The sequence below is a fragment of the Kitasatospora sp. NPDC059803 genome (assembly GCF_042732255.1).
In the GTDB taxonomy this organism is placed as follows: Bacteria; Actinomycetota; Actinomycetes; order Streptomycetales; family Streptomycetaceae; genus Kitasatospora.
In genome coordinates this window covers 9,020-20,869 of the sequence record NZ_JBHWIJ010000033.1, presented here as the reverse complement: position 1 = coordinate 20,869, position 11,850 = coordinate 9,020, and the positions used below count along the sequence as shown (strand labels likewise).

The following is an 11,850-nucleotide window of genomic DNA, read 5'->3' as shown; positions in this document are numbered from 1 at the left end:
GGGGCCCCCCCCACCGGGTCCCCCCCCCGCGGGGGCGCGCAGGCCCCCGGCGGCTCGGCGATATTAGCGAGGAATTCCCCGGAATTTCCTAGATCATATCGCAGAGAGATCTTTTTTCGAAGTGCTTTCCGGTGACGTTGCGGTCACATTCTCGGCGCCGGATCCGGGGGAATTCCGTTCGGCCCGGCGCAGCGCCCCGGCGCTCAGCAGCAGCGCGAAGGCGAGCGCGGTGACCAGGCCGAAGGAGACGGTGAGCGAGGTCGCCTGGGCGAGGGCGCCGATGATCGCGGGCGCGACCAGGCCGGAGGTGTAGGTGACGGTGGCGACGCCCGCGATGGCCTGGCTGGGGTTGCTGCCGATCCGCCCGGCCGCCGCGAAGGCCAGCGGGACGGTGACCGCGATGCCGATGCCGATCAGGGCGAAGCCCGGGATGGCGAGCGCCGGGCTGTCGGCGGCCACCACCAGCAGGCCGCCGACGGTGGCGACGGCGCCGCCGAGACGGGTGGTGCGCACGGCGCCGAGCCGGCGGACCACCGCGTCGCCGCAGAGGCGGCTGACGGCCATGGTGAGGGAGAAGGCGGTGTAGGAGGCGGCCGCGACGGTGGCCGAGGCGCCGGTGACGTCCCGCAGGTAGACGCCGCTCCAGTCCATCGAGGCGCCTTCGGCGAAGACGGCGCAGAAGCCGACCAGTCCGATCACCAGCGAGCTGCGCGGCGGCAGTGCGAACCGCGGCGGCTCCTCCGTCCCCTCCGGCGCCCGTAGGTCGGGCAGGTTGCGGCAGACGGGCTGCGCGAGGGCGAGCAGCACGAGCGCGGTGACGGCCAGCTGGAGCCGGGCGTCGAGGTCGAGGTGGGCGGCCAGGATGCCGAAGCCGGAGGCCAGCAGCCCGCCGGCGCTCCACATCCCGTGCAGTCCGGACATGATCGAGCGGCCGAGCCGCTGTTCGATCTCCACGCCCTGCGCGTTCATCGCGACGTCCGCCATCCCGGCCGAGGCGCCGTACGCGAGCAGCGCCACGCACAGCACCGGCAGCGAGGGGGCGAGCGCGGGCAGGGCGAGGGCCAGGCACCAGAGCGAGATCAGTCCGCGGACGGCCGCCCGCCCGCCGTAGCGGTGGACGAACCGGCCGGCCAGCGGCATCGCGAGGGAGGAGCCGATGGCGGGCATCACCAGGGCCAGGCCGAGCTGGCCGGGGGAGAGGTCGAGGCGGTCCTGGATCCACGGGATGCGGGTGACGAAGCTGCCGCTGACGGCGCCGTGCACGCCGAAGACCAGGGCGATGCCCGCCCTGGCCCGGCGTGGGGAGGCCAGTGGCTCCAGTGAGTGTGCGGTCGTGCTCATCCGGCGTTCCCTCCCGGGTCGCGCAGGCGGGGCGGCGCGACGGTGCCCTGTGTGGGTGGTTGACGTGCTGGTGGGTGGTCTGACGTGCCCGGCGGTGGTTCTGACGTGCCTGAGGGTGGTCTACGTGCAGGCCGTTCGGTCCGCGCGGCGGCGACGGCCGTCCGGCGGATGGTCCGATAAAATTATCAGGAAGGGACCCTGATAGAAACACTCTGGAAGGATGAGCCGCCATGACCACCGCGCGCACGGCCACGCCGAGCACCGCCCGGGCGATCAACGACCGGCTGGCCCTCAACCTGCTCCTCGAACAGGGCCCCCTGACCGCGACGGAGCTGCGCGACCTCACCGGCCTCTCCCGGCCGACCGTCGCCGACCTGCTCGACCGCCTCCAGCGCACCGGCCTGGTCGCCGTCGTCGGCGAGCGGGGCGAGCAGCGGCGCGGCCCCAACGCCCGGCTCTACGCGCTGGTCGCCTCCCGCGCCCACCTCGCCGCCTTCGACGTGCGCTCCGGCGGCGTCAGCCTGGTCGTCGCGGACCTCGCCGGGCGCACCCTCGCCAGCGCCGAGGTCCCGGTGCACGGCGACGGGACGCCCGACACCGCACAGCACCTGGTGCGCACCCTGCTGGACACCGCGCGCGGCGTCGGCGTCGAACGGCTGCACACCGTCGCCGTCGGCGCCCCCGGGCTGGTCGACCCCGCCACCGGCCGCCTCAACAGCACCGGGAAACTCCCCGCCTGGCACGCCGAACTGCTCGCCGAACTGCGCGGGCTGCCCGGCACCGAGGTGATCCTGGAGAACGAGGTCAACCTGGCCGGCCGGGCCGAGTACCGGATCGGCGCCGCCCGCGACCGCGACACCTTCGTGCTGCTCTGGCTCGGCCACGGCGTCGGCGCCGCCGTCGTCCTGGACGGCCGGCTGCGCCGGGGCTTCTCCGGCGGCACCGGCGAGATCGGCTTCCTGCCCGTCCCCGGCACCGGCGGCCTGCCCAGCGCCACCGGCTGCGACGGCGGCTTCCACAGCCTGGCCGGCAGCGCCGCCGTCTGCGAGCTCGCCCGCGCCCACGGACTGCCCGCCGGCGCCGCCGGGGACGCCCCCGCCGCCGAGGCGGCCGTCCGCGCCGCGCTGGACGCCCTCGGCCCGGACGGGCCCGGCGGGCCGTTCCTGGACGAGCTGGCCGCGCGGATCGCGGTCGGCGCCGCCAGCATCTGCGTCGTCCTCGACCCGGGCTGCGTGGTGCTCGGCGGCGAGCTCGGCCGGGCCGGCGGCGCTGAACTGGCCGGCCGGGTCGAACGGCGGCTGGCCGAGCTGTCGCCGCTGCGCACCGAGGTCCGGCCCGGCACGGCGGGTGGCGGTGCGGTGCTGGCCGGGGCCGTCCTCACCGCCGGGGACGCGGTGCGCCGCGACCTCTTCGGCGAGCCCTGACCCGCCTCGCTTGGCGGCCCCGGCCGCCGGTACGGCAGGATGACGGCGACGGCCCGCCGCGCGTGCGGCGTCCCCGTTCCCGTCCCACGTTCCCCGGGCCAGCCCCGGGGCGGTCCCCGAGTCAGTGTCAGGAGTCGTACATGGGCCAGTCCGAGGCGCCGGTCAACCCGTACCGCATCGGTGAAGCCGCGGCGCTGCTCGGGGTCAGTGCCGACACCATGCGGCGCTGGGTGGACGCGGGGCGGGTCGCGGCCGAGCGGGACGAGCACGGCCACCGGATCATCCCCGGCGTCGACCTCGCCGCCTTCGCCCGTGAGCTGGCCCGCCCGGAGAACGCCGAGGCCGAGGGCCGTCCGTCCTCGGCCCGCAACCGCTTCCCCGGGATCGTCACCCATGTGGTGCTCGGCGACGTGGCGGCCCAGGTGGAGGTCCAGGCGGGGCCCTTCCGGGTGGTGTCGCTGATCAGCCGGGAGTCGGCGGAGGAGCTGAACCTCGTCCCCGGTGCCCCCGCCACCGCGGTCATCAAGTCCACCAATGTGATGATCGAGCGGCGTTAGCCGCGCGCCGCGCGCCGACGGCGCGTCGAGCCCCGTCCGTACCGGTTCCGAACGAGAGGCCCGCCCGGGATGTCCCACCCGCATCTGCCGACCACCCAGAGCGCCGTCCGTGCGGTCGGGGAACCGGCCACCGACCGCCGCCGGGTGCTCGCCGTCGCCCACCGCGGCGACCCGTACCGCCACCGCGAGAACACCCTGCCCTCCGTCGAGTCCGCGCTCGCCGCCGGCGCCGACGCCGTCGAGGTGGACGTCCAGCTCACCCGCGACCGGGTGCCCGTCCTGCTGCACGACCGCACCCTGGAACGCCTCTGGGGCGACCCGCGGTCGATCGGCCGGGTCACCACCGCGCAGCTCGACGAACTGCGCCGGGGGCCGCTCGCCGTCCCGACCCTCGCCGAGACTGTCAAGGTCGTCGCGGCCGCCGGAGGCCCCCGGCTGCTCATCGACCTCGACGACCCCGGCCCCGTCGCCGCCACCTGGTCGGTCGTCACCGGCCTCGGCGCCGAAGGGCTGGTCTCCTTCTGCGGCCCCGCCACCGCCATGCTCGCCGTCCGCGCGCTGGCGCCCGACGCCGAGATCGCCCTCACCTGGAAGGAGCCCCGGCTGCCCGTCCGGGCCCTGCTCGACGACCTGCGCCCGCGCTACCTCAACCCGCCGTTCGGCCTGGTCACCCCCGAGTTCACCGCCGCCGCCGCGGACGCCGGGCTCGCCGTCTCCACCTGGACCGCCGACCTGCGCCGCACCATGCGCCGGCTGCGCGACACCGGGGTCGCCTCCATCACCAGCAACCGGATCGGCGTGCTGCGCGCCGTCCTGGACGGCCGCCGGTGAGCCTGCCGCCTGCTGGTCGGGGTCGGCCGCTCCGGCTGGACGGGGGCGTTCCGGGGCGAACTGAGGTCCGGCGCTCGAACGCGTCCGCCAGGGCGCTTCGTCCGATGAGGTGAGCTCCACCGGCTGCTCTGTACGCGACGGACGGGGGGCGGATTGAATCGGCTCCACCCTTGATCGGTTGGACGACGGCGTGCCGTTGTCGCCGGGGAGCCGGCCGGAAGCGGGCACGCTGACGGATCGTCCGCCGAGACGGGGTGATTCGGACTCGTCGACGAGCCAGGCGGAGGTGGCCGTGCCCGAGGAGCACCCGGCCGGGGAGGGCCCGGCGGTGGAACCCCGGTTCGTGGGCGGGGCCGCGCCGGACCCCCGCAGGCCGTACCTGATGCTGCCGCCGGTGGTCCGGCAGGCGGCCGCCTGGGCCGCGGCGGTGATCCTGCTGCTCGCCCTCGCCTCGCTGCTGGTCTTCGCGCTGGTCGAGCTGCGGGCCGCCACCGTGCCGGTGGTGCTGGCGCTGCTGGGGGCCTCGCTGCTCTATCCGGCGGTGCCGTGGATGGTCCGGCGGGGCGTGAACCGGGGGCTGGCCGCCGGGCTCACCTGCGTGCTGCTGGTCGCCGCCGTCAGCGGGGTGATCGCGCTGCTGGTCAACGCGCTGGTGCACAGCGCCCCGCAGATCGCCGAGTCCCTCCAGCAGGCGGGCAACCAGCTCGCCGCGTGGCTCGGCCCGACCGGGGAGAAGATCCGGCACGCGCTGGACAACGCCAAGGGGGAGACCAACTCGCTGGTCTCGACCGTCACCAACGGCGTGCTGTCCGGGCTGGGCCTGGCCACCCAGCTGATCGCCGGTGGCGTGCTGGCGCTCGCCCTGGTGTTCTTCTTCCTCCGGGACGGCCACCGCACCGGCGACACGATCCGCTCCTACCTGCCCGAGCGCAGCGCCGAGACCGTGATCGCCTGTGCCGAGCGGGCCTTCGACGCGATGGCCGGCTTCATGCGCGGCACCTCGCTGATCGCGCTGATCGACGCCACCTTCATCACCATCGGCCTGGTGGCGCTCGGGGTGCCCGGCGCGCCGGGGCTGGGCGCGCTGGTGTTCATGGGCGCCTACATCCCGTTCGTCGGGGCCTTCCTGTCCGGGGCGGCGTCCGTGCTGGTCGCGCTCGCCGACGGCGGGATCGGGACGGCGCTGTGGGCGCTCGGCGTGGTGATGGCGGTCCAGCTGTTCGAGGGCAACGTGCTCCAACCCCTCATCCAGAGCCGGACGGTGGAGCTGCACCCGGCCACCATCATGGTCGCCGTGGTGGCCGGCTCCGGGATCGCCGGCATCCTCGGGGCGCTGCTCGCCGTCCCGGTGTGCGCCGCCGGTGTGGGCATCGTCTCCGTCCTGCGCGGTGTCCCCGCCCCGCGGGCCGCCCGTCGCGCGGGGAACGGGGAGTAACCCGGTTGCCGGGGGCGGGGCGGGCGTGCGAGCATCACTAATGCGATAATAGTCGCGATAGTGAGGGTGGGGGTTCGCATGACACGGATCGCGGAGCTGATCGAGGTCGCCGAGGAGGGGGCCGGACCGTACGGGGTCGCCGTGGGGCCGGACGGGGGCGTGTGGTTCACGCTGGTGCACGCCGGGGAGATCGGACGGCTGGCGGCGGACGGCACGGTCGAGCGCTACGGCCTCGGGGCGCCGGAGTGCGGGCCCGCGGTGCTCACCGTCGGCCCGGACGGCGCGCTCTGGTTCACCCGGATGCGCGACCACCGGATCGGACGGATCGACACCGACGGGAAGGCGAGCTCCTTCGCCGTCCCGACGGCGGGCGCCGGGCCCTACGGGATCGCGGCGGGGCCCGACGGGGCGCTCTGGTTCACCGAGCTGAACGCCGACCGGATCGGGCGGATCAACGTCGAGGGCGAGGTGACGGAGTACCCGCTGCCGCGGGCCGGGGCCTTCCCGTCGTTCATCACGGCCGGCCCGGACGGCGCGCTCTGGTGCACGCTCAACCAGGCGGACGCCGTCGCCCGGATCACCGTCGGGGGCGAGGTCGCCGTCCACCCGCTGCCCACCGGGGGCACCGCCCCCGTCGGGATCACCGCCGGGGCGGACGGCGCGCTCTGGTACGTCGGCATCGGCGGCGGGCTGGTCGGCCGGATCACGGTGGACGGCGAGGTCACCGAGTACCCGCTGGCCGACCGGGCGGCCCGGCCGCACGCGATCACCTGCGGCCCGGACGGCCGGCTCTGGTTCACCGAGTGGGGCGCCGGCCGGATCGGGGTGCTCGGCCCGGACGGGCAGCTCGACGGCCACCGGCTGCCCGGCCCGGCCGCCGAGCCGCACGGCATCGCCGTCGGCCCGGACGGCGCGGTGTACGCGGCGCTGGAGCGCGGATCGATCGCGCGGTTGGCGCCGCGTCAGGGCTGACGGCGCAGCAGCTCCTCCAGGTCGGCCAGCAGGTCGAGGGCGGCGGCGCGGTCGGGCACCGCCGCCGGGGCCGGGGAGCGCTCGGCGATGACCCGCAGGGCGGCGGCGGCCTGGCGGGCGAACAGGGCGAGCAGGTCCAGCTCGGGCAGGCTGGACCGGGCCTGCGGGGCCGGGTCCAGCACCTCCAGGACGCCCAGCACCCTGCTGCCGTGCGTCAGCGGCGCCGCCATCAGCGCGTTCGGAACGTACGCGGTGGACTCGGCGAAGGCCCGGTCGAAGGTGCGGCTCGCGCCCAGGTCGTCGACCACCATCGGCTCGCCCGAGGCGGCGACCCAGCCCGCGATGCCGCTGCCCGCCGGGAAGCGGCGGCCCACCAGGGACTCCTCGCCGCGCCCCGAGACGGCCTGGAACACCAGCTCCCCGGCCGCCTCGTCGAGCAGGCAGACCGAACCGGCCTCGGCGCCGAAGATCGCTCGGGCCACGTCCACCACGGACTGCAGCAGCTCGCGGGCCAGCGGGTCGACGGCGGGATCAGTGCTGAGGGTCATCGGGCGCCTCCGTGATGGGGGTGGACGGGGTGGGCTCGGTCGTCGAACTCCCGCCTGGGGGACGGTGAGGACCGGCCCCGGTGCCGACCTGGACGTTGGCTGCGGTGAGGTAGAGCGCGCTCTTCAGCTGGAAGGTCGTCAGCCTCGGGTGGCCGGACAGGATGCGGGCGCACAGCCCGGCGACGTACGGGGTGGCGAAGCTGTTGCCGGTGGTGCGGATGGTGGAGCCGCCGAGCCAGGGGACCCGGACGTTCTGGCCGGGGGCGAAGAACTCGACCGGCGGCGCCGGGTTGTACAGGTGCAGGGCCGGGTCGTCCTCCTGGTGGCTGCCGACCGAGATGACCGAGGAGAACCGCCAGGGGTAGCTCTCCACCGGGGTGTTGTGGGCGGAGGCGACGATCGCGGTGCGGGCGAAGAAGGCGTCGTCGGCGATCGCGTGCAGCTCCTCCAGGAAGCGGGTCCGGGTGGTGGAGAGGCTGAGGTTGACGACGTCGAAGCCCTGCTCGACGGCCCAGCGCAGCCCGGTGATCAGCATGTCGCCGGTGCCGGTGAAGCGTTCGCCGAGCACCCGGACGCTGTACAGCTCGCAGTCCGGGGCGGTGCGGCGGATGATGCCCGCGCAGGCGGTGCCGTGGCCGCAGGTGTCGCCGGTGCGGTCGGGGCGGACCACCAGCTCCCGGGTCGTCGGGTCCTTGACCACCACCCAGGAGCCGTTCAGCGGGCCGACCAGCGGGTGGTCCGGCTCGATGCCGGAGTCCACGACGCACACCCGCACGCCCTTGCCGGTGCCCCCGCCGTCGGGGCCGGTGGTGTCGGGGCCGGCGCTGCCGTGGGTGGCGCTGCCGTGCGCGGTGGTGTCGGCGAGCACCGGCAGGTCCGCGGCGGCCCGGCCGCGCAGGCTCCAGGTGAGGCCGGCCGGGCCGCTCACCGGGCGCCCCCGAGCCGCTCGGCCCGGCGCACGCCCGGCAGGTGGCCCTTGGCGGCGAACCGGTCCCGGGCGGTGGCGGCCGCCACGGCGGCCTCGGCGCGCCGGTCGAGCAGCAGCAGCGCGTGGGCGCGGTCCAGCGCGGTGAGCGCCTGGAGCAGCAGCGACTCGGTGGCCTCGGCGGCCTGGGCGGCGGCCGCGGTCAGCTCCAGCGCCGGGTCGGCCTCACCCCGGGAGGCGGCGAGCCGGCCGCGCAGCGCGTCCAGCTCGATCGCCAGCACCGGCGGCAGCGCGGACGTGGCGTCGACGCCGTCCAGGTGGCGGGCGGCCGGGCCCGGGCGGTCGGTGTCCAGCAGGGCGCGGGCGGTGGTGAGGGCGAGCCGGGGCAGCGGGGCGGCGTTGCCCAGCCGGCGGGCGACCTCGGCGGCGTCGGCGAGCAGGTCCAGCGCCTGCCCGGTCTGGCCGGTGGCCGCCGCGGCCTGGGCGGTCAGGGCCGGCAGCGAGACCATCGCGTCGGCCAGCGACAGCTCGCCCGCCAGGCCGTTGGCCTCGGCCAGCAGCAGTTCGGCCTCGCCGGGCCGGTCGCGCAGGGCGAGCAGGACGGCCAGCGGGCCGTTGAGCGCGACCCGCACCGTCCGGTGGCCGGCGCCGTGCCCGGCCAGCAGGGCCCGCAGCCGGAAGACGGCGTTCGGGACGGGCTCGGGGCCCGCCAGCAGGGAGGCGGCCAGCGCGGCCAGCACGGCGGCCCGGTCCAGCTCGGCGTCGGTGCGGGCGGCGTGGTCGAGGGCGTCGTCCAGCAGCCGATCCGCCTCGGTGTGCCGGCCCGCCAGCAGGTGTTCCTCGGCCAGGCGCAGCCCGGCCCGGGCCTGGCCCAGGTCGTCCCGCAGGTCGATGAAGAGCGGGAGGACGGCGCGGGCGGTGGCGGCGGGCTGCTCCGGGCCGGGCGGCAGGCCGCGGGCGGCCAGCGCGAGCCGGGCGTGCGCGGCGTCCAGCGGGTCGGCGGCCGAGTCGCGGACCTGCGCCAGGACGGGCAGGGCCTCGTCGGCCCGGCCGAGCGCCAGCCGGGCCTCGCCGAGGCGGCGCAGCGTCGGGCCGGCGGTGCGCTCGTTCGGGTAGTGCAGCCGGACGGCGCGCTCCAGCAGGTCGGTGGCGGCGGGCAGGTCGGCGTGGGCGAGGGCGTGGGCGCCGGCCACGCCGAGGGCGGCCGCCGCGCGGGTGCGCAGGGCGTCCGTCCGGGCGTCCAGCAGGCCGAGTTCGAGCCGGTAGCGGTGGGCGCGCTCCAGGTGGCCGCCGACGGCGGCGTCCCCGGCGGCGCGGACGGCCGGCAGGTCGGCGGCGCGTTCGTGGCGCTCGGCGCGGGCCCGCTTGGACATCGACTGGTAGACCGACTCCTGGACCAGGCCGCTGCTGAACCGGAAGCTGGTGCCGGCCGGTTCGACCAGGCGGCGCTCGGCCAGCCGGGCCAGCGCGGCGTGCAGCCGCGGCGGGGTGTCGTCGCCCGCGGGCAGGCCGGGGAGGCCGTCGAACGGACCGGTGAAGACGTCGTCCTCCGGGTCGGCGAAGGCGTCCTGGTCGGCGCCGCCGCGGGCGAGCTGGGCGAGTTCGGCGGCGGTGAAGGCGCGCCCGAGTACGGCGGCCAGGTCCAGGGTGGTGCGCTCGTCGCGCTCCAGGTCGTCGATCCGCGCGCTGAGCAACGCCCGGCCGGTGGGCGGGAGTTCGTCGGCGAGGGCGGGGCCGTCCGCCTCGGTGAGGGCGGCCAGCAGCTCCTCCAGGTGCAGCGGGTTGCCCTCGGCCCGCTCCAGCAGCCGGGTCGGCACCGCGTCCTGGTGGGCGCTCAGCTCCGTCAACTGGGCGGCAAGCAGCGCCGATTCGTCCCAGGACAGGCCGCCGACCGGCAGCGCCGGCAGCTCCGGGCGGGAGGCCGGCAGCTCCGGCCGGGCCAGGCACAGCAGCAGCACCGGGGCCTGGCCGAGGGCGGCGACCAGCCGCTCGGCGGCGTCCAGCAGCACCGGGCCGGCCCACTGGCAGTCGTCCAGGACCAGCACGGCCGGGCGCTCGACGGTCCGCCCGCGCAGGATCGCGGCCAGCCGGTCCAGGGACTGTTCGGCGCTCACCCCGGGTGCGGTGGTCTGTGCCAGCCGGTCCAGCGCCTCGGCGGGCGCGGGCGTCCCCGGGCCGCCGAGCAGGGCCCCGACGGCCTCCGCGAGCGGGGTCAGGACGCCCTGCTCGCCGTAGCTGCGGCAGCGGCCGGTGCCGCAGCGCGCGGTGTGCCGGCCCGTCCGCTCCTGCCACTCGCGCACCAGCCGGGTCTTGCCGATCCCGGCCTCGCCGACGACCAGCAGCAGTTCGGCGCCCTGGCCGCCGGACACCCGGGCCAGCGCGGCGTCCAGTTGGGCGAGTTCACGCTCCCGCCCGACCAGCGGGACGTCGAAGCGGCGCAGCAGCTCGGGGTCGTCCTCGTCCAGCCCGACCAGGCGGTACGCGGTGACCGGCTCGGTCTTGCCCTTGAGCCGCAGCGGGCCGACCTCGTGCACCTGGGCGGCCGGCCCCGCCGCGCGCAGGGTCTGCGGGCCGATCAGCACCTGGCCGGGGGCGGCCTGGGTCTGCAGCCGGGCGGCGATGTTCACGGTCTCGCCGGAGATCAGGGCCTGGCGCGCCGAGGCGTCCGAACCCGCCACCACCTGGCCGGTGTTGACACCGATCCGGACGTCCAGGCGGACCCCGAGGGTGGCGTCCAGCTCGGTGTTGAGGTCCTCCAGGTCCTCCAGCATGGCGAGCGCGGCGGCCAGCGCCCGGTGGGCGTCGTCCTCGCGGATCACCGGGACGCCGAACACCGCCATCACCGCGTCCCCGATGAACTTCTCCAAGGTGCCGCCGTGCGCCTCGATCTGACGGTGCATCCGTTCGAAGTAGCGCAGGATCACCTCGCGCAGCGTCTCCGGGTCGAGCGCGCCGGACAGGGCGGTGGAGTCGACCAGGTCGCAGAAGACCACCGTCACCAGCTTGCGCTCCTCGGCGGCCAGGTCGAGGGCGGCAGCCCGGGGGGTGCCGCAGGCGGGGCAGAACTGGTCGTTCGTGCTGGCGAGTTGGGCGCAGAGCGGGCAGGGCATGGTGGCAGTCCTTCGCTAGTCCTTCGCGGTGCGGGGAGTGCATCGGGGAGTACGTGGGGTTGGGGGAGTGCGCGGGGTCGGGGTGCGCATGGAGTCGGGGTGTGCGCGGAGCCGGGGTGCGCACGGAGCCGGGGTGGGCGTGGTCGGAGCCGGGCGTGCGGGCGTGCCGGGCCAGGCTCCCCGGCCCGGCTTCGGGCCCGGTTCGAGGCCGCCTTGCCGGCGGTATGGCCGCAGCCCGGAGCGGGTGCGCGGGCCCGGCGGACGGGTGCGGCAGGCCGGACGGCGCCGCCGTCGGCTCCCCGACCTGCGGCCATACCGGTGCCGTACCGGTTCCCAGGCCGTGCGCAGCCCCGCCTGCCTACCGTCTTCACCACGGCGGGCCACCACCCGTCGAACCCCCACCGATCAACCCAGCGATAGGAGTTCAGCCATGGCCGAGAACATCGACCCGATCGTCGGCGAGGACAGCGAGGAGACCCCGGAGGTCGAGGCGCACGCCGCCAACGTCCTGGACCTCCAGGCGATGAAGGTCCTCCAGGAGGCCTCCGACGGCAGCTGCTTCAGCCTGATCAGCTACGTCAGCTCCGCCGAGACCTCCGCCTGACCAGCGGCAGGTCAGCGGTGTCCGGCGCGGGGGCGGGCGCGCAGGGCAAGGTCACCGGTGAACCGATAAACGGCGCGACGGCCCTGTCCACCCCCCCTGGCCC

Annotated in this window: 10 protein-coding genes; 6 read left to right on the top strand and 4 right to left on the bottom strand. The window is 76.2% G+C overall.

From position 1 onward, the window contains the following. Window positions 1-93 precede the first annotated feature (93 nt). Window positions 94-1,341 (bottom strand): MFS transporter, encoded by a 1,248-nt coding sequence (locus tag ACFV6I_RS08335; protein WP_380423955.1) that lies wholly within the window; start codon window positions 1,339-1,341, stop codon window positions 94-96. 230 nt (window positions 1,342-1,571) lie between these two features. Between ACFV6I_RS08335 and ACFV6I_RS08330 the strand changes: the two genes are divergently transcribed. From ACFV6I_RS08330 to ACFV6I_RS08310, 5 genes are all read left to right on the top strand, one after another. Continuing rightward, window positions 1,572-2,765 carry an ROK family transcriptional regulator gene (locus ACFV6I_RS08330; protein ID WP_063346192.1) on the top strand — a complete coding sequence of 398 codons (1,194 nt, stop codon included), beginning with the start codon at window positions 1,572-1,574 and terminating at the stop codon, window positions 2,763-2,765. A gap of 140 nt (window positions 2,766-2,905) precedes the next feature. Beyond that, entirely contained in the window at window positions 2,906-3,322 is a 417-nt protein-coding gene (locus ACFV6I_RS08325) for a molybdopterin-binding protein (RefSeq protein ID WP_208869038.1), read from the top strand. Window positions 3,323-3,391: 69 nt separating this feature from the next. Next, window positions 3,392-4,153: a glycerophosphodiester phosphodiesterase gene (locus ACFV6I_RS08320; protein ID WP_380423954.1), complete on the top strand. Its 762-nt coding sequence runs from the start codon at window positions 3,392-3,394 to the stop codon at window positions 4,151-4,153. Between the two features lie 292 nt (window positions 4,154-4,445). Continuing rightward, on the top strand, window positions 4,446-5,588 hold the full coding sequence (locus tag ACFV6I_RS08315; protein WP_244293259.1) for an AI-2E family transporter: 1,143 nt from the start codon (window positions 4,446-4,448) through the stop codon (window positions 5,586-5,588). 78 nt (window positions 5,589-5,666) lie between these two features. Continuing rightward, a complete protein-coding gene (locus tag ACFV6I_RS08310; RefSeq protein WP_380423953.1) occupies window positions 5,667-6,560 on the top strand; it encodes a virginiamycin B lyase in 894 nt (297 codons plus the stop codon). Here the strand turns inward: ACFV6I_RS08310 and ACFV6I_RS08305 are convergent. From ACFV6I_RS08305 to ACFV6I_RS08295, 3 genes are read right to left on the bottom strand one after another with little or no spacing between them, the layout of a single operon-like run. Then, on the bottom strand, window positions 6,551-7,108 hold the full coding sequence (locus tag ACFV6I_RS08305) for a GAF domain-containing protein (RefSeq protein WP_063346190.1): 558 nt from the start codon (window positions 7,106-7,108) through the stop codon (window positions 6,551-6,553). The two genes, ACFV6I_RS08310 and ACFV6I_RS08305, sit on opposite strands and share 10 nt — an antisense overlap. Continuing rightward, window positions 7,092-8,036 (bottom strand): S8 family serine peptidase, encoded by a 945-nt coding sequence (locus ACFV6I_RS08300; protein ID WP_380423952.1) that lies wholly within the window; start codon window positions 8,034-8,036, stop codon window positions 7,092-7,094. The genes ACFV6I_RS08305 and ACFV6I_RS08300 overlap by 17 nt, the downstream gene beginning before the upstream one ends. Beyond that, window positions 8,033-11,143, bottom strand: a complete 3,111-nt coding sequence (locus ACFV6I_RS08295) for an adenylate/guanylate cyclase domain-containing protein (RefSeq protein ID WP_380423951.1) — start codon at window positions 11,141-11,143, stop codon at window positions 8,033-8,035. The genes ACFV6I_RS08300 and ACFV6I_RS08295 overlap by 4 nt, the downstream gene beginning before the upstream one ends. Window positions 11,144-11,573: 430 nt before the next feature. Between ACFV6I_RS08295 and ACFV6I_RS08290 the strand changes: the two genes are divergently transcribed. After that, on the top strand, window positions 11,574-11,747 hold the full coding sequence (locus ACFV6I_RS08290) for a hypothetical protein (RefSeq protein WP_159398320.1): 174 nt from the start codon (window positions 11,574-11,576) through the stop codon (window positions 11,745-11,747). Window positions 11,748-11,850: the final 103 nt, after the last annotated feature.

Coding starts and splice junctions, on each gene's coding strand:
- ACFV6I_RS08320 (WP_380423954.1), top strand. CDS start 3,392: ATGTCCCACCCGCATCTGCCGACCACCCAGAGCGCCGTCCGTGCGGTC.
- ACFV6I_RS08335 (WP_380423955.1), bottom strand. CDS start 1,341: ATGAGCACGACCGCACACTCACTGGAGCCACTGGCCTCCCCACGCCGG.
- ACFV6I_RS08325 (WP_208869038.1), top strand. CDS start 2,906: ATGGGCCAGTCCGAGGCGCCGGTCAACCCGTACCGCATCGGTGAAGCC.
- ACFV6I_RS08290 (WP_159398320.1), top strand. CDS start 11,574: ATGGCCGAGAACATCGACCCGATCGTCGGCGAGGACAGCGAGGAGACC.
- ACFV6I_RS08305 (WP_063346190.1), bottom strand. CDS start 7,108: ATGACCCTCAGCACTGATCCCGCCGTCGACCCGCTGGCCCGCGAGCTG.
- ACFV6I_RS08330 (WP_063346192.1), top strand. CDS start 1,572: ATGACCACCGCGCGCACGGCCACGCCGAGCACCGCCCGGGCGATCAAC.
- ACFV6I_RS08310 (WP_380423953.1), top strand. CDS start 5,667: ATGACACGGATCGCGGAGCTGATCGAGGTCGCCGAGGAGGGGGCCGGA.
- ACFV6I_RS08295 (WP_380423951.1), bottom strand. CDS start 11,143: ATGCCCTGCCCGCTCTGCGCCCAACTCGCCAGCACGAACGACCAGTTC.